Annotated in this window: 15 protein-coding genes and 2 tRNA genes; 14 read left to right on the top strand and 3 right to left on the bottom strand. The window is 70.6% G+C overall.

Going from position 1 to position 15,701, the window contains the following annotated elements; all coding sequences use genetic code 11:
- The first annotated feature begins 232 nt into the window (after positions 1–232).
- From V6N00_RS04950 to V6N00_RS04940, 3 genes are all read left to right on the top strand, one after another.
- Complete coding sequence (locus V6N00_RS04950) at positions 233–760, top strand: ribose-5-phosphate isomerase (protein ID WP_334230975.1); 528 nt, start codon at positions 233–235, stop codon at positions 758–760.
- A gap of 15 nt (positions 761–775) precedes the next feature.
- Entirely contained in the window at positions 776–1,774 is a 999-nt protein-coding gene (locus V6N00_RS04945; RefSeq protein ID WP_334230974.1) for an Fpg/Nei family DNA glycosylase, read from the top strand.
- A gap of 85 nt (positions 1,775–1,859) precedes the next feature.
- Positions 1,860–2,024 (top strand): LPXTG cell wall anchor domain-containing protein, encoded by a 165-nt coding sequence (locus V6N00_RS04940; RefSeq protein ID WP_334230973.1) that lies wholly within the window; start codon positions 1,860–1,862, stop codon positions 2,022–2,024.
- 53 nt (positions 2,025–2,077) lie between these two features.
- Here V6N00_RS04940 and V6N00_RS04935 read toward each other — a convergent pair.
- Positions 2,078–2,148, bottom strand: a tRNA-Gly gene (locus V6N00_RS04935).
- Between the two features lie 158 nt (positions 2,149–2,306).
- Between V6N00_RS04935 and V6N00_RS04930 the strand changes: the two genes are divergently transcribed.
- From V6N00_RS04930 to V6N00_RS04905, 6 genes are all read left to right on the top strand, one after another.
- Positions 2,307–2,379: transfer RNA gene (locus V6N00_RS04930), tRNA-Pro, on the top strand.
- Between the two features lie 83 nt (positions 2,380–2,462).
- Positions 2,463–4,130: a trigger factor gene (gene tig, locus V6N00_RS04925; RefSeq protein WP_334230972.1), complete on the top strand. Its 1,668-nt coding sequence runs from the start codon at positions 2,463–2,465 to the stop codon at positions 4,128–4,130.
- Positions 4,131–4,421: 291 nt separating this feature from the next.
- Positions 4,422–5,069, top strand: coding sequence for a ClpP family protease (locus tag V6N00_RS04920; RefSeq protein ID WP_334230971.1), 648 nt, complete (start codon positions 4,422–4,424; stop codon positions 5,067–5,069).
- Between the two features lie 49 nt (positions 5,070–5,118).
- Positions 5,119–5,778: an ATP-dependent Clp protease proteolytic subunit gene (locus V6N00_RS04915; RefSeq protein ID WP_334230970.1), complete on the top strand. Its 660-nt coding sequence runs from the start codon at positions 5,119–5,121 to the stop codon at positions 5,776–5,778.
- A gap of 232 nt (positions 5,779–6,010) precedes the next feature.
- Complete coding sequence (gene clpX / locus V6N00_RS04910; RefSeq protein ID WP_334230969.1) at positions 6,011–7,279, top strand: ATP-dependent Clp protease ATP-binding subunit ClpX; 1,269 nt, start codon at positions 6,011–6,013, stop codon at positions 7,277–7,279.
- Between the two features lie 172 nt (positions 7,280–7,451).
- Positions 7,452–8,450: an RDD family protein gene (locus V6N00_RS04905; RefSeq protein ID WP_334230968.1), complete on the top strand. Its 999-nt coding sequence runs from the start codon at positions 7,452–7,454 to the stop codon at positions 8,448–8,450.
- Positions 8,451–8,545: 95 nt separating this feature from the next.
- Here V6N00_RS04905 and V6N00_RS04900 read toward each other — a convergent pair whose 3' ends face one another.
- Entirely contained in the window at positions 8,546–9,214 is a 669-nt protein-coding gene (locus V6N00_RS04900) for a response regulator (protein WP_334230967.1), read from the bottom strand.
- Positions 9,207–10,916 carry a sensor histidine kinase gene (locus V6N00_RS04895; RefSeq protein ID WP_334230966.1) on the bottom strand — a complete coding sequence of 570 codons (1,710 nt, stop codon included), beginning with the start codon at positions 10,914–10,916 and terminating at the stop codon, positions 9,207–9,209. Before V6N00_RS04895 ends, V6N00_RS04900 begins: the two co-directional genes overlap by 8 nt.
- A 248-nt stretch (positions 10,917–11,164) precedes the next feature.
- Here V6N00_RS04895 and V6N00_RS04890 point away from each other — a divergent pair, with 248 nt between their 5' ends.
- The 5 genes from V6N00_RS04890 (at position 11,165) to V6N00_RS04870 (ending at position 15,665) form a co-directional block, all read left to right on the top strand.
- Positions 11,165–12,175 carry a Bug family tripartite tricarboxylate transporter substrate binding protein gene (locus tag V6N00_RS04890; protein ID WP_334230965.1) on the top strand — a complete coding sequence of 337 codons (1,011 nt, stop codon included), beginning with the start codon at positions 11,165–11,167 and terminating at the stop codon, positions 12,173–12,175.
- Positions 12,172–12,678: a tripartite tricarboxylate transporter TctB family protein gene (locus V6N00_RS04885; protein ID WP_334230964.1), complete on the top strand. Its 507-nt coding sequence runs from the start codon at positions 12,172–12,174 to the stop codon at positions 12,676–12,678. Before V6N00_RS04890 ends, V6N00_RS04885 begins: the two co-directional genes overlap by 4 nt.
- 22 nt (positions 12,679–12,700) lie before the next feature.
- Entirely contained in the window at positions 12,701–14,290 is a 1,590-nt protein-coding gene (locus tag V6N00_RS04880; protein WP_416385039.1) for a tripartite tricarboxylate transporter permease, read from the top strand.
- A gap of 105 nt (positions 14,291–14,395) precedes the next feature.
- A complete protein-coding gene (locus V6N00_RS04875) occupies positions 14,396–15,010 on the top strand; it encodes a mycothiol-dependent nitroreductase Rv2466c family protein (protein WP_334230962.1) in 615 nt (204 codons plus the stop codon).
- A gap of 37 nt (positions 15,011–15,047) precedes the next feature.
- The gene (locus V6N00_RS04870; RefSeq protein WP_334230961.1) at positions 15,048–15,665 is read left to right on the top strand and encodes a mycothiol-dependent nitroreductase Rv2466c family protein; all 618 of its coding nucleotides are present in this window, start codon (positions 15,048–15,050) and stop codon (positions 15,663–15,665) included.
- Positions 15,666–15,701: the final 36 nt, after the last annotated feature.

Genomic DNA, 15,701 nt, shown 5'->3' with positions numbered 1-15,701 from the left:
TGCTCTTTGAGCACGTCTTTCGGGCGGTGCCAGCTAACTCACGGTATGGGCGGCGCCGAGTCCGTCACGTCCGCCCCCGCGCCCCTGTCATTGACCACCGTCAGCGGGCGGAACCGACGGACTCACGACGGCGGCGCCGGCTATAGGCTGGCGGTGACCCCTCCCGAGACGCCGATGACTCGACGACGTCCCGGCCGAGCCCCCCGCAGCGACCAGAAAACGGAGCACCAGGATGCGCGTCCACATCGCGACCGACCACGCCGGCATGGAGCTGAGCGCCCACCTCGTCACGCACCTGACCGAGGCCGGGCACGACGTCGTCGACCACGGTCCCCGCGACTACGACCCGCTGGACGACTACCCCGGCTTCTGCATCCACGCTGCGCAGGGTGTCGTCGCCGACCAGGAGGCCGGGATCGAGGCGCTCGGCATCGTCCTCGGCGGCTCCGGCAACGGCGAGCAGATCTCCGCGAACAAGGTGCGCGGCGTGCGTGCCGCCCTCGCCTGGAACGAGGACACCGCGAAGCTCGCGCGGCAGCACAACGACGCCAACGTCGTCGCCGTCGGCGGCCGGCAGCACAGCGTCGAGGAGGCCACCCGCCTGATCGACACCTTCCTCGCCGAGCCGTTCAGCGGCGACGAGCGGCACGTACGCCGCATCGGCCAGATCGCCGAGTTCGAGCGGACGGGAACCATCATCGGGTCCGGCACGGTCGTCGAGGACGCCTCCCGTCCCGACCAGCCGGACGTCAACGCGTGAGCCGGTAGCACCCCGATGCCCGAGGGTCACTCCATCCACCGGCTCGCCCGGCAGCTGACCGACGTCTTCGGCGGCCAGCGTGTGCGTGTGTCCAGCCCGCAGGGTCGCTTCGCCGCCGGTGCGGAGCTGCTCGACGGGCACGTCCTGACGCGCGCCGAGGCGGTCGGCAAGCAGCTGCTCGTCCGGTTCGACGGCGAAGGCGCCGGCCGCACGACGAACAGCCCGGCGGGCGGAAGCCGTGCGGACGACGCCGACGGCCACCGCGTGCTGCGCATCCACCTGGGCCTCTACGGCGCCTTCAGCTTCGGCGGCGACGCGTCCTTCGTCGGCGCGTCCAGCATCGGGGCACCGCGACGGATGGGGGAGGCGGAGAACGGCACCGAGGTGGGGGAGGACGCCGAGTACACCGGTCCGCCCGCGCCGGTCGGCGCCGTGCGGGTGCGGCTGGTCAGCGACCACGGCTGGGCAGACCTGCGCGGCCCCACCGCGTGCGAGGTCATCACGGCCGAGGACGTGCAGGCCCTGCGCGAGGCCGCCGGCCCGGACCCCCTGCGCCAGGCCGGTGACGACGAGCGCCAGGACGACGGCGCCTCGTTCTCCCGCCTCCTGCGCCGCCGCGGCGTCGCCTGCGGTCAGCTGCTCATGGATCAGGCCGTCGTCTCGGGCATCGGCAACGTCTACCGCGCCGAGCTGCTCTGGCGTGCCGGTATCGATCCGTACCGCCTGGGGAAGAGCATCACCGAGCAGGAGGCCGCCGACCTGTGGGCGGACGCCGTCTTCCTCATGCACGACGGCGTGCGCCTCGGCCGCATCGTCACGACCCAGCGGGACCCGCATCACCCCGTCGCCCGCGAGGAGCTCACGCTCGACACCGACGCCGCCGACATCCCGGACGAGGCGACGCGCTTCGTCTACAAGCACACCGGCGAGGCGTGCCCGCACTGCGGCACGACCATCGCCACCGCCGTCATGGCCGGCCGCAACCTCTACTGGTGCCCGGGCTGCCAGCACTGAACGACGGTGCCAGCCTCGACGGTTGACATCGAGCGGAATGACGGCGCCATACTGGGCCAGCCGTCGCCGCAGGTCAGGAGCACCGATGTCCGTACCGTTCGTTCTCGTCGTGGTCGACGCGTTGTCCGCTGTCCCGGCGCCCGCCACGACGGGTAGCACCCCGGCGACACCGCTGACGATCGGGCTCTTCCTGGTGTTCGCGGCGCTTGCGCTGACGTTCGGCTACCTGAACCGGCGAAGGAAGAAGTAGAAGGCCCCGGACGCAGGACGACCCCGCCGGGTACCGGACGGGGTCGTGGTCGGAGGGGATGACGGGAATCGAACCCGCGTAATCAGTTTGGAAGACTGAGGCTCTACCATTGAGCTACATCCCCGGGGACGGCCTGATCGGGCCGTTTCCACCACTACAGCATACGGGGAACCGGCCCGGCAAAATGCCACCTCGGGCCGTGACCGAACCGTCCGACGTGGCCGACGGAACCCGCCGATGTGCGCCCCGGCAACCCTTGCCCGTAGACTGGCCGATGCCTTACGGGGCGTAGCGTAGTGGCTAGCGCGCCTGCTTTGGGAGCAGGAGATCGCAGGTTCGAGTCCTGTCGCCCCGACACGTGGCTCGGCGCGGGCGGATCCGCTCAGCCCGGTCACGCCCGCTCGTCCCTGCCCCAACACGTTCAGGAGTACACGTCCAGTGAAGAGTGCCGTCGAGAAACTCGACCCGACCCGCGTCAAGCTCACCGTCGAGGTCCCCTCCGAGGAGCTGAAGCCCAGCATCGACGAGGCGTACAAGACCATCTCCGGCCAGATCCAGGTCCCGGGCTTCCGCAAGGGCAAGGTCCCGAACCGGCTCATCGACCAGCGCGTCGGCCGCGGCTACGTCATCGAGACCGCGATCAACGAGGGCCTCAACGGCTGGTACCAGCAGGCCATCCAGGAGGCCGAGCTCCGTCCGCTGAGCCGCCCCGAGGTCGAGATCACCGAGGTGCCCGACCCGTCTGCGACCGCCGGTGACCTGAAGTTCCAGGTCGAGGTCGACGTCATGCCCGAGATCGAGCTGCCCGACTACGAGGGCATCGAGGTCACCGTCGACGCGACGCAGATCGCCGACGACGACGTCACCACCGCCCTCGACGAGCTGCGCGGCCGCTTCGGCACCCTTGTCACCGCGGACCGCCCGGCCGCCGACGGCGACTTCGTCACGATCGACCTGACGGCGACCGTCGACGACGAGCAGGTCGACGCGGCGCAGGGCCTGTCCTACCAGATCGGTGCCGGCACCATGCTCGACGGCATGGACGAGGCCCTGACCGGCCTGTCCGCCGGCGAGGAGACCGTCTTCGCGACCAAGCTGGCCGGTGGCGACCACGCCGGTGAGGACGCCCAGGTCAAGGTGGTCCTGACCGCCGTCAAGGACCGCGAGCTGCCCGAGGCCGACGACGAGTTCGCCCAGCTGGCGAGCGAGTTCGACACCATCGACGAGCTCAAGGAGGACCTCAAGGGCAAGGCCGGCGAGAACAAGCTCGCCGAGCAGGGCGTCCAGGCCCGCGACAAGGTCCTGGAGAAGCTGCTCGAGCTCGTCGAGGTCCCGGTCCCGGCCAGCCTCGTCTCCGAGCAGGTCGAGCAGCACTTCTCGCAGAACGCCGACGCGGACCACGACACCGAGGAGCACCGGGCCGAGGTCGCGAAGAACACCGAGGAGGCCTTCAAGAACGAGGTCGTCCTCGACGCCATCGCCGAGAAGGAAGAGGTCGGCGTCGAGCAGGCCGAGCTCATCGAGTACATCGTCACCACCGCCGGCCAGTACGGCATGGACCCGAACCAGTTCGCGCAGATGCTGGACCAGGGCGGCCAGGTGCCGATGATGATCGGTGAGGTCCGCCGCCGCAAGGCTCTCGCCGTCGTCCTCGAGAAGGCGAAGGTCACCGACACCAACGGGGCCGGCGTCGACCTGAGCGCGTTCGTCCGTCCCGCCGGTGCGGGGGAGACCATCGACGCCGGTGACGCCGCCGACGCCGCGACCGACCCCGCCGAGGGTGCCACGGTCGAGGCCGACGGCGTGGACACCACGACCGAGTCCAGCACCACCGAGACCACGGTGGGCCAGGACGAGGCGGCCGAGGAGAAGCCCGCGAAGAAGCCGGCCACGCGCACCCGGAAGCCGGCGGCCAAGAAGTCCGACGACGCCGAAGCGGACGAGAAGGCCGACGCGAAGCCGGCCCGCAAGCCCGCCGCCAAGAAGACGGCCGCGGCCAAGGCGGACGACGCCGCCGACGACGCTGCGGAGAAGCCCGCCGCGAAGAAGACCACGCGCAAGCCCGCCGCGAAGAAGCCCGTCGCGGAGGCCGACGCCGAGAACTGATGCGTCTGCCGGTCCGGAACACCTCCGGGCCGGCATGGCGCAGTTCAGAGGCGCAGCATCATCAGCACCACCACGGAGCCGTCCGGCCGCTCAGGCCGGGCGGCTCCTGTGCGTCCACCGTCGAGCCGAGCGGAAAAGAGCCGCCGGGGGAGCGGTCCGGGCGACCGTCGCGGGCGCCCGGCCGCCAACCTGCGCCGTCAGCGAACAGTGCGCATCGGCGGAAGGACGGGACCGGCGAACGCATTAGTGTCCTGTACAGACCCACGACAGAACCTGAGAGGTGAGGCAACCGTGAGCAGCGAGAACAGCACCCCCAGCATGGCGACGCAGGACGTCGCCGGCCGGGACGACTTCATCTACAACCGGCTCCTGCGTGAGCGCATCATCTGGCTCGGCTCCGAGGTCCGCGACGACAACGCGAACCTCATCTGCTCGCAGCTCCTGCTGCTCTCCGCGGAGGACCCGGTCAAGGACATCTTCCTGTACATCAACTCCCCGGGCGGCTCCGTCACGGCGGGCATGGCCATCTACGACACGATGAAGTTCATCCCGAACGACGTCGTCACCGTCGCGACCGGCCTGGCCGCATCGATGGGCCAGTTCCTGCTCTCCTCCGGGACCAAGGGCAAGCGCTACGCCACCCCGCACGCGCGCATCCTGATGCACCAGCCCTCGGGCGGCATCGGCGGCACCGCCTCGGACATCAAGATCCAGGCCGAGCTGATCCTGAACATGAAGCGCACGATGGCGGAGCTGACGGCCGAGCAGACCGGTCAGACCGTCGAGCAGATCCTCATCGACAACGACCGCGACAAGTGGTTCTCCGCGCAGGAGGCCCTCGACTACGGCTTCTTCGACCACATCGCCGCGCACGCGGCCACCGTCGCCGGCGGCGGCGGCACCGATCAGGACAGCGACACGGACGACGCCGACCGCTGACCGGGCACCGACCGATCAGCCCAGCGGACGCAGACCACAGGAGAGACCCATGAGCTACACCTTCGGTTCCATGGCCGGCAACCTGCCGACCAGCCGGTACGTGCTGCCCCAGTTCGAGGAGCGCACGCCCTACGGCTTCAAGCGCCAGGACCCGTACACCAAGCTGTTCGAGGACCGCATCATCTTCCTCGGCGTGCAGGTGGACGACGCCTCGGCCGACGACATCATGGCCCAGCTGCTCGTGCTGGAGGCCACCGACCCGGAGCGGGACATCACCCTCTACATCAACTCCCCGGGTGGGTCCTTCACCGCGATGACGGCCATCTACGACACGATGCAGTTCGTGCGGCCCGAGATCCAGACCGTGTGCCTGGGCCAGGCGGCCAGCGCCGCCGCCGTCCTGCTCGCCGCGGGCACGCCCGGCAAGCGCCTCGCGCTGCCGAACGCCCGCGTCCTCATCCACCAGCCCGCGCTGGCCGGTGGCGAGGGTGGCCAGGCCTCGGACCTGGAGATCCAGGCCAACGAGGTCATGCGGATGCGCACCTGGCTGGAGGACACGCTGGCCCTGCACAGCAACCGCACCTCCGAGCAGGTCAACGTCGACATCGAGCGCGACAAGATCCTCACCGCCGAGCAGGCCAAGGAGTACGGCCTGGTCGACGAGGTGCTGACCTCGCGCAAGGTCCACAAGCCGAAGATCAACACCTGATCCTCAGCACCAGGTGTCGGTCGGCCGACTTGCCGACCGCCCGTCCACAGGGGCGCCCGCGTCGTCGAGGACGACGCGGGCGCGGCCTGTTCCACGACGGTGGGTGGCGTGCCCTAAGCTTGAACCAGCTGTCGGCACTCCGGTCCCCGTTCCCCGTCCGCCTCGCGGACGGTTCCGGTCGTGCGCAGGCGCGGCAGCAGTCCATTGCATCAGGGTGAAGGGTTCGACGCACATGGCTCGCATCGGTGAGAGCACAGACCTGTTGAAGTGTTCTTTCTGTGGCAAGAGCCAGAAGCAGGTCCGCAAGCTGATCGCCGGCCCGGGCGTCTACATCTGCGACGAGTGCATCGAGCTGTGCAACGAGATCATCGAGGAGGAGCTGGCCGAGGTCGCGGACCTGGGCAGCTTCGAACTGCCGAAGCCGAAGGAGATCTTCGACTTCCTGCAGGAGTACGTCATCGGCCAGGAGCCCGCGAAGCGCTCCCTCGCCGTCGCCGTCTACAACCACTACAAGCGCATCCAGTCCGGTAGCGCCTCGCGGTTCGGGGAGTCCGCCGAGGACGTGGACATCGCCAAGTCCAACATCCTGCTGATCGGCCCCACCGGCTGCGGCAAGACCTACCTCGCGCAGACCCTGGCCAAGCGGCTGAACGTCCCGTTCGCCGCCGCGGATGCCACCGCGCTGACCGAGGCGGGCTACGTCGGCGAGGACGTCGAGAACATCCTGCTCAAGCTCATCCAGGCCGCCGACTACGACGTCAAGAAGGCCGAGCAGGGCATCATCTACATCGACGAGATCGACAAGATCTCGCGCAAGAGCGAGAACCCGTCCATCACCCGGGACGTCTCCGGTGAAGGCGTGCAGCAGGCGCTGCTGAAGATCCTCGAGGGCACGGTCGCCTCCGTCCCGCCGCAGGGCGGCCGGAAGCACCCGCACCAGGAGTTCATCCAGATCGACACGACGAACGTCCTGTTCATCGTGGCCGGCGCCTTCGCGGGGCTCGAGGACATCATCGGCAACCGCTCCGGCCGCAAGGGCATCGGCTTCGGCGCCCCGCTGCAGGAGATCACCGCCAAGCCGGACGCCTTCGCGGACGTCATGCCGGAGGACCTGCTCAAGTTCGGGCTGATCCCGGAGTTCATCGGCCGCCTGCCGGTCATCACGACGGTGTCCAGCCTGGACAAGCCGGCCCTGATCCAGATCCTCACCGAGCCCAAGAACGCGCTGATCAAGCAGTACCAGAAGATGTTCCAGCTCGACGGTGTGGAGCTCGTGGTCGAGGACGGCGCCCTGGAGGCCATCGCGGACCTCGCGCTCGAGCGCGGCACCGGGGCGCGCGGCCTGCGGGCGATCATGGAGGAGATCCTCCTGCCGGTCATGTTCGACCTGCCCAGTCGCGAGGACATCGCCAGCGCGGTCATCACCGCCGACGTCGTGCAGAAGAAGGCCGAGCCGACGCTCGTGCCGCACTCGGCGACCAAGCGCCGCAAGTCCGCCTGACGCCGGCCGTTCCCGGCCCGATCGTCCCGCTGCCGCTCTCGAGCGGCACCATTCCGCTCATCGTGCTGCCGCCTCGCTAGGCTGGCCTCGTCCGACGCGCCGTTCCGGAGCGCGGGCGATCGATCATCACCGCACGCCACGTGCGGCATGACCGCCGACCAGAGGGGACACCATGAGCACGCCGACCAACGGGGACGCCAACGACCCGTGGCGCAGGCCCACCGAGTCCGGGCAGGGGCAGCCCGAGCAGACGCCGTCGTCCGGCCAGCAGGACACCGGGGACGGGTGGGACCAGCCCGGCCGCCACCAGGCCGACCCGAATCAGCAGCCCGGCTACGGTCAGCAGCCCAGCTACGGTCAGGGCCAGCCCGGCTATGGCCAGCAGCCCGGCTACGGCCAGCAGCCCAGCTACGGTCAGGGCCAGCCCGGCTATGGCCAGCAGCCCGGCTACGGTCCGGGCGGCCCGCAGAGCCAGCCGGCCGGCGCCCCGGCCTGGGGCCAGCAGCCGGGCGGCTATCCGGGCCAGCAGCCGGGTCCCGGGTACGGCTACCCGCAGGGCGGCTACCTCGCCCGCAACCCGTACCCCGGCGTCGAGGGAGCCCGGCCGACCAGCGGTGGCCTGCAGATCGGTGCCGGTTTCGTCGACAACCTCATCCTCTCGGTCGTCTTCGGCGTCCTCGGTCTGCTCTCCTTCATCCCGCTGTTCACGACGCTGGGCAGCCTGCCGAGCAGTGCGTCGTCCCGCACGTACGACGAGTACGGCACCAGCACCCGGACCCGGCTCACCCAGGACCAGGCCAACGCCCTCGTCGGCAGCGTCATCGGGTCGCTGGCCATCATGCTCGTGCTGTTCCTCATCGTGGGCGTCATCCTGTGGTGGTGGCTGGCGACCCGCGGCAAGTCCATCGGCAACGCGATCTTCGGACTGCGCCTCGTGCACCAGGAGACGGGTCAGCCGCTCGGTTGGGGGCCGACCTTCCTGCGCGGCCTGCTGATGTGGGGCACGTCCACGCTCACGAGCGGCATCACGGGCGTGCTGTTCTGGCTCTCCCCGCTGTTCGACAGCACGAGCGGCTGGAACCAGGCCTGGCAGGACAAGCTGTTCAAGGGCGTCGTCATCAACCACAAGCAGGGTCGCGACACCTTCACCCCGACGCCGAGGAAGCGCTGAGGCGGAACATCGACTCGGTCATCGCCCGAGCCGGCCGGACCCGTGGATTCCGGCCGGCTCGGTCGTTCTCTGACCGTTCTCGAAGGACGCCGGGATCAGCGGCCCGGCGTCCACGCGTAGCGGCGTTCGGGCCGGCCGGCGCCGTACTTCAACTGGACCGTCGCGCTGCCGTCCTCCACGAGGTGCTCGAGGTACCGGCGTGCGCTGACGCGGGAGATGCCCACCCGTTCGGCGGTGTCCGTGGCCGAGAGGTCGACGTCGGCGGTACGCAGGGCCTGCTCGACAGCCTGCAGGGTCTCGTCGCTCAGCCCCTTGCGCGGCACCGGGCGCGCCGCGGGCGCATCACCGAACAGACGGTCCACGACGCTCTGATCGGCCGCGGCGCCGTGCTCCGCCCCTGCCTGGTCCCGGTACTGGGCGAGCCGGCGGCTGAGGTCCTCCCGCTGGAACGGCTTCATCAGGTAGCTGGTGACGCCGCCGCGCCGGGCGCGGACCACGGTCGCCTGCTCGCGGGCGGCGGTGATGACGATCGCGTCGACGTCGGGCTGGTCGTCCCGCAGCCGCTGCAGCAGGTCCAGGCCGTTGCCGTCGGGCAGGTGGATGTCGAGGAGCACGAGGTCGGGGGAGTGCTGCCGGGCCAGTGTCAGCGCCTCCGCGGTGGAGTGCGCGACGCCGCACACCCGGAACCCGGGGTTCTCCGCCACGAAGCCGGCGTGGATGCGCGCCACCATGAAGTCGTCGTCGACCACCAGGACGTCATACATCGAGGCGGGTGCTCCTCTCGGGTGCGGATGTGAGCGCGGTCGTCGGGGCGGTCGTCCGGCCGACCGATGTTCGGGCTGGAGTTCGGAGGGCGCCCGGTTCGACGTCGGGACCGCGGCGCAGGACGGCCGTGAAGACCGCGCCGTCGACGGTGGTCACGTGTACGTCGCCACCGCGCCGGCGGCACACGTACCGGGTGAGGGAGAGGCCGAAACCGCGGCCGCCCGCCGCGTCCGAGGCTTTCGTGCTGAAGCCGGCCTCGAAGATCCGCTGCCGGTCGTCGGTGGCCAGGCCCGGGCCCGAGTCCTGCACCGTGACGAGGATGCGGGCGCCGTCGTCCTGCACGTCGACGCTGACGAGCGCGTCCGGCGTGCCGGAGGCCGCGTCCAGGGCGTTGTCGATGAGGTTGCCGGCCACGGTGATGAGGTCGCGGGAGAGCTCCTCGTCGACCGGCCCGAGGCCGGCGTCGGGATCGAGTTCGAGCGCGACGCCGCGTTCCCCGGCGACCGAGGACTTGGCGATGAGCAGGGCGGCCAGGGGCGGGTCCGCGATCCGCTCGGTGATCGCGTCCACCAGCAGGGACCGCTCGGTGCTCACCCCGTTGACGAAGCGGAGCGCCTCGTCCGTCTCGCCCAGCTGGATGAGCCCGGCGACCGTGTGCAGCTGGTTGGCGAACTCGTGCGTCTGAGCGCGCAGCAGGCCCGTGGCGGTGCGGGTGGCGCCGAGCTGATCCTCCAGCTCGAACAGCTCCGTGCGGTCGCGCAGCGTGGTGACGCTGCCGATCACCCGGCCGTGGGAGGTGATGGGGCGCCGGTTGGCCACGAGCAGGCGGTCGCCGACGATCATCGTCCGGTCGGCCACGTCGTCCTGGCCCAGCAGCGCCTCTGCGACGGCCTCGTCGCCGGCGACCTCCCGCGCGGGAGAGCCCAGCGGCACCGTCGCCCAGCCGAGCAGGTCCCGGGCGGCGTCGTTGAGCACGGTGAGCCGGCCGGTGAGGTCGACGGCCACGACGCCCTCCTTGACACCGTGCAGGAGCGCCTCCCGGTGCTCGACGAGGGCCGCGATCTCCCCGGGCTCCATGCCGAGGGTCTGTCGCTTGAGCCGGCGCGAGAGCAGCCAGGAGCCGCTCAGGCCCACCACGCAGCAGACGGTGAGGGTGAGGACCAGGTCCGGGGCCGCCGCGGTGAGCCGCTCGCTCCAGCCTGGGTACTCGCGGGCGGCGACGGCGAGCCCGACGCGCCGGCTCCGGTCGTCGAAGACGGGCACCCGGGCCACGAGCAGCTGTCGCCCGGCGACCGTCGTCGTCCCGGTCCACTGCCGGCGCGGGTCGCCCTGGACGAATTCCCCCGGTGCGGTGTGCCCCCGCAGCGTCGCGTCGGAGGAGGCGATCACCACGCCCCTCTCGTCGATCAACGTCGCCTCGGTCAGGCCGGAGACGGAGCGCACCGACTCCAGGACGGACGGCAGCGCCGAGCCCTCCCCGGGCTGGGCGTCGGGCAGCAGCGTCCGCACCAGCGGGGTCGCGGCGAGGGACTCAGCGGCGGAGAGCGCCCGGCGTCCCTCCTGGGCCTCGAACGCGCGCAGCGACTGGCCGACGGAGAGCCACAGCACCCCCACGAGCACGCCGAGCAGCACGAGCAGCTGCAGGACGAGCAGCTGGCCGGCGAGCGAGACGCGGCGCTGGCGTGGCGCAGGGGCGGACAAGGGGACCTCTCGGTGCGACGTCGCGGACGACGCCGGGAACGGGACGGCGGGGAGGGGCTCAGGACGGTACGGTCACGACGGCGTGACCGCGGTCCGAGCCCCGGCGACGACGATGGCAGCAACGGCCACGGTCGGGGTCACCGTCGTGACCACAACGACCACAAGATTTCTTGTGATCGCAAGATATGAGCCGGGTCACAGCATCGTCATGCTGGTCACGTTCATCATTCCATCTCGAAGGGGAGATCATGCGATCGTCTCGATTCGCTCGCATCGCGGCCGCGGCCGCCGGTGCCGCCCTGCTGCTCTCGGCCTGCGGCGTCACCTCCAACTCCGGTTCCCAGGCCTCTGGCGCGGGCAACGCCGGCTCGGCCACGGACCTGCGCATCATGGTGCCGAACACCGCCGGCGGCGGATACGACACGACCGCGCGCACCGCCGCGAAGGTGATGGCCTCGGAGAAGATCACGCCGAAGCAGCCCGAGGTCTACAACCTCGCCGGCGCCGGCGGCACCGTCGGCCTGGCCCGCCTGGTCAACGAGAAGGGCAACGCCGACCTGTCGATGCTGATGGGGCTCGGCGTCGTCGGCGCGAGCTACACCAACAAGTCCCAGGCCAAGCTCACCGAGACGACGCCGCTGGCCAAGCTCATCGAGGAGCCCGGCGCCATCATGGTGCCGAAGAACTCGCCGTACCGGACCATCGACGACCTGGTGAAGGCGTGGAAGGCCGACCCGTCCAAGGTCTCCGTCGGCGGTGGTTCCTCGCCGGGCGGTCCGGACCACCTGCTGCCCATGCAGCTCGCCCAGGCCGTCGGCATCGACCCGACGAAGGTCAACTTCGTCTCCTACGACGGCGGTGGCGACCTGCTGCCGGCCATCCTCGGCAACAAGGTCAGCGTCGCCGCCTCCGGTGCCGGCGAGTACATGAAGCAGATCGAGTCGGGCCAGATCCGGGTGCTCGCGACCTCCGGGGCGAAGCGCCTCGACGGCGTCGACGCGCCGACGCTGAAGGAGTCGGGCATCGACCTCGTGTTCACGAACTGGCGCGGCATCGTGGCCCCTCCGGGCATCGACGAGGCCGCCCGCACCAAGTGGGTCGACACCCTGACGAAGCTGCACGACTCGCAGGGCTGGAAGGACGCGCTGAAGGCCAACGGCTGGACCGACGGCTTCGTGACCGGTGACGAGTTCGCGTCCTTCCTCAAGCAGCAGGACCAGGACGTCGCCGACGTGCTCAAGAAGCTGGGGCTGGCGTGAGTTCTGCTCTCACCGAGCGCCTGCGCGGACGATCCGAGCTGGGCCTCGCGGCCCTGCTCGGCGTCGTCGGCGTCGTGGTGCTGGTCGACGCCGCCGGCCTCGAGTCGCTGACGACGTCCGCGGACCCGGTCGGACCCCGGGCGGTGCCGATCATCGTCGGCACTCTGCTCGTGGCGTGCGCCGTCGTCCTGGCGGTGCAGGTGGTCCGCGGCGGCCGGGCCGAGCCCGACGCCGGCGAGGACATCGACCCGGCGTCCGCGTTCGACTGGAAGACCCTGCTCCTGCTGATCGGTTTCTTCCTGCTCAACGTCGCCACCATCGACGTGCTCGGCTGGGTGCTCTCCGGCGCCATCATGTTCTGGGGGTCCTGCTGGGCCCTCGGCTCGAAGCGCTGGCTGCTGAACATCGTGATCTCGCTCGTTCTCTCGACGGCGACCTTCTACGGCTTCTACCTGGGCCTCGGCATCCACCTGCCGGCCGGCCTGCTCGCGGGGGTGCTGTGACGTGGAGACCCTGAACCTGCTGATGGAGGGCTTCGGCCACGCGCTGACGCCCATGAACCTGCTGTTCGCGCTGATCGGCGTCGTGCTCGGCACGGCCGTCGGCGTGCTGCCGGGCATCGGGCCGGCCATGGCGGTGGCGCTCCTGCTGCCGGTCACCTCGGGGCTGGACGCGTCGACGGCGCTGATCATGTTCGCGGGCATCTACTACGGCGGCATGTACGGCGGGTCGACGACGTCGATCCTGCTCAACACGCCCGGCGAGTCCGCCACCGTGATCACCGCGATCGAGGGCCACAAGATGGCCAAGGCCGGCCGGGCCGCGCAGGCGCTCGCCACCGCCGCCATCGGCTCCTTCGTGGCCGGCTCGATCGGCACCGGGCTGCTCGTGGCGATCGCCCCGCTCGTGGTCGGCTTCGCCGTCTCCCTCGGGGCCCCGAGCTACCTCGGCATCATGCTGCTCGCCCTGGTCGCCGTCACCGCGGTGCTCGGCAGCTCCAAGGTGCGCGGCTTCGCCTCGCTCGGGCTCGGCCTGGCCGTCGGTCTCATCGGCGCCGACGTCGTCTCCGGCCAGCGCCGGCTCACGTTCGGGCAGCCCCTGCTCGCGGACGGCATCGACATCGTCGTCGTCGCGGTCGGCATCTTCGCCGTCGGCGAGGCGCTGTGGATCAGCGCGCACCTCTCACGCACGACGGCGACGACCATCCCGGTCGGCCGGCCCTGGATGGGCAAGCAGGACTGGAAGCGGTCCTGGAAGCCCTGGCTGCGCGGTACCGCGCTGGGCTACCCCTTCGGAGCCCTGCCCGCGGGCGGCGCGGAGATCCCGACGTTCCTCTCCTACGTCACCGAGAAGCGGCTGTCCAAGCACCGGGCGGAGTTCGGGCACGGCGCCATCGAGGGCGTCGCCGGGCCGGAGGCGGCCAACAACGCGTCCGCGGCCGGCTCCCTGACGCCGATGCTCGCGCTCGGGCTGCCTGTCAACGCGACGGCCGCCGTCATGCTCGCCGCGCTGACCAGCTACGGCATCCAGCCGGGGCCGCTGCTCTTCGAGGAGGAGCCGCAGCTGGTGTGGGGGCTGATCGCCTCGCTGTTCATCGGCAACCTGCTGCTGCTCGTGATCAACCTGCCGCTCGCCCCGCTGTGGGCACGGCTGCTGCAGATCCCGCGCCCGTACCTGTATGCGGGGATCCTGTTCTTCGCGACCCTCGGGGCGTTCGCGGTGAACCTGCAGACGTTCGATCTGATCCTGCTGCTGGTGCTCGGCCTGCTCGGGGTCGTGATGCGCCGGTACGGGCTGCCCGTGCTGCCACTGATCATCGGCGTCATCCTGGCGCCGCGGGCGGAGAAGTCGCTGCGCCAGGCGCTGCAGCTCTCCGCGGGCGACCCGGCCGGGCTGGTCAGCGAGCCGGTCGCGGTGATCTGCTACGTGCTCATCGTCGCGGTGCTCTGCCTGCCGATCGCCGTGTGGTGGTGGAAGCGGCGCCGCCCGGCCGAGGCCGACCTGGCGTTCGAGGGTGCCCGATCGACGGTCGGGCTCGCCGAGCGGATGGATGCGCACGACGACGCGGTCCGGCGCGCCGAGCACGAGGGGGCGGTGGACCAGGAACGGCGTTGACGCGTGTGACGGGAAGATTTGGCCCGCCGGGCCGGTTGCGGTCTGATCAGAGGCGCCGCAGCCGGGTCACCCGGCGGGCCGTACCCGTTCGACGAGGAGATGACCGTGACCGAGACCGCCACCGAGACGGGGACCGCCGACTTCTGGTTCGACCCCCTCTGCCCCTTCGCATGGCAGACGTCGCGCTGGATCCTCGAGGTCGCGACGGTGCGCGACCTGACGATCCGCTGGCACCCGATGAGCCTGGTGATCCTCAACGAGAACACCCCGGAGAACCACCACTACGGCCGCACCGACGAGCTCGCCCCGCTGCGCGTCATCGTCGCCGCCCGCGAGCAGCACGGCGAGGACGCGGTCAAGGCGCTCTACGACGCCATGGGTACGCAGATCCACCTCCGGGACAACCACGACCTGCCCGACGTCATCGTCAAAGCCCTCGCCGAGGCCGGCCTCCCGGCTGAGCTCGCGAAGGCGGGGGAGTCCGACCAGTACGACGCCGCGATCCGTGCCAGCCACGAGGACGGCATCGACCGGGTCGGCCAGGACGTCGGCACCCCCGTCGTCGCCATCAACGGCACCGCCTTCTTCGGCCCCGTGATCACCCGGGTCCCGCAGGGCGAGGACGCCGGCGCCCTCTGGGACGCCACCGTCACGCTCGCCGGCTACCCCGCATTCTTCGAGCTCAAGCGCTCCCGCACCGAGGCGCCGCAGTTCGGCTGATTCCGCAGTCCTTTCCCGACCCGAAGGAGATCCACCCATGGCTGAGGCCACCACGAACACCGCCGACTTCTGGTTCGACCCGATCTGCCCCTTCGCGTGGGCCACGTCCCGCTGGCTCGAGGAGGTCCAGCAGGTCCGGGACATCACCGTCACGTGGCACGTCATGAGCCTGTCCGTGCTCAACGAGAACAAGGACGACCTGCCCGAGAACTACCGCGAGATGCTCGAGCGCGGCTGGGGCCCGGTCCGCGTCGTCACCGCCGCCGGCGAGCAGCACGGGCAGGACGCCGTCAAGCGCCTCTACGACGCCCTCGGCACGCAGCTGCACGTGAACAAGGTGGAGGACTACACCGAGGCGATCCGCCTCGCGCTCGACGACGCCGGCCTGCCCGCGGACCTGGCCGACTACGCCACGCAGGAGGTCTACGACGAGCAGCTGCGCGCGAGCCACGAGGACGGCATCAACCGGGTCGGCCAGGACGTCGGCACCCCCGTGGTCGCGTTCAACGGCACCGCGTTCTTCGGCCCGGTGATCACCCGGATCCCGCGCGGCGAGGAGGCCGGCACCCTCTGGGACGCCACGGTCACCCTCGCCGGGTTCCCCGGGTTCTTCGAGCTCAAGCGCTCCCGCACCGAGGACCCGCAGGCATCCTGACCCCGTTTCGGAGGGAACGAGAAGAGGGCGCCGTCA

The organism is Tersicoccus mangrovi (genome assembly GCF_036881825.1).
Taxonomy (GTDB): domain Bacteria; phylum Actinomycetota; class Actinomycetes; order Actinomycetales; family Micrococcaceae; genus Tersicoccus; species Tersicoccus mangrovi.
This window is presented reverse-complemented; position numbering and strand designations above follow the sequence as displayed.

What these genes read in the sequence shown, in the direction of transcription:
- V6N00_RS04940 (WP_334230973.1), top strand. Translation starts at nt 1,860, where the DNA reads ATGTCCGTACCGTTCGTTCTCGTCGTGGTCGACGCGTTGTCCGCTGTC.
- V6N00_RS04945 (WP_334230974.1), top strand. Translation starts at nt 776, where the DNA reads ATGCCCGAGGGTCACTCCATCCACCGGCTCGCCCGGCAGCTGACCGAC.
- clpX (WP_334230969.1), top strand. Translation starts at nt 6,011, where the DNA reads ATGGCTCGCATCGGTGAGAGCACAGACCTGTTGAAGTGTTCTTTCTGT.
- V6N00_RS04880 (WP_416385039.1), top strand. Translation starts at nt 12,701, where the DNA reads ATGGAGGGCTTCGGCCACGCGCTGACGCCCATGAACCTGCTGTTCGCG.
- V6N00_RS04950 (WP_334230975.1), top strand. Translation starts at nt 233, where the DNA reads ATGCGCGTCCACATCGCGACCGACCACGCCGGCATGGAGCTGAGCGCC.
- V6N00_RS04890 (WP_334230965.1), top strand. Translation starts at nt 11,165, where the DNA reads ATGCGATCGTCTCGATTCGCTCGCATCGCGGCCGCGGCCGCCGGTGCC.
- V6N00_RS04915 (WP_334230970.1), top strand. Translation starts at nt 5,119, where the DNA reads ATGAGCTACACCTTCGGTTCCATGGCCGGCAACCTGCCGACCAGCCGG.
- V6N00_RS04900 (WP_334230967.1), bottom strand. Translation starts at nt 9,214, where the DNA reads ATGTATGACGTCCTGGTGGTCGACGACGACTTCATGGTGGCGCGCATC.
- V6N00_RS04870 (WP_334230961.1), top strand. Translation starts at nt 15,048, where the DNA reads ATGGCTGAGGCCACCACGAACACCGCCGACTTCTGGTTCGACCCGATC.
- V6N00_RS04905 (WP_334230968.1), top strand. Translation starts at nt 7,452, where the DNA reads ATGAGCACGCCGACCAACGGGGACGCCAACGACCCGTGGCGCAGGCCC.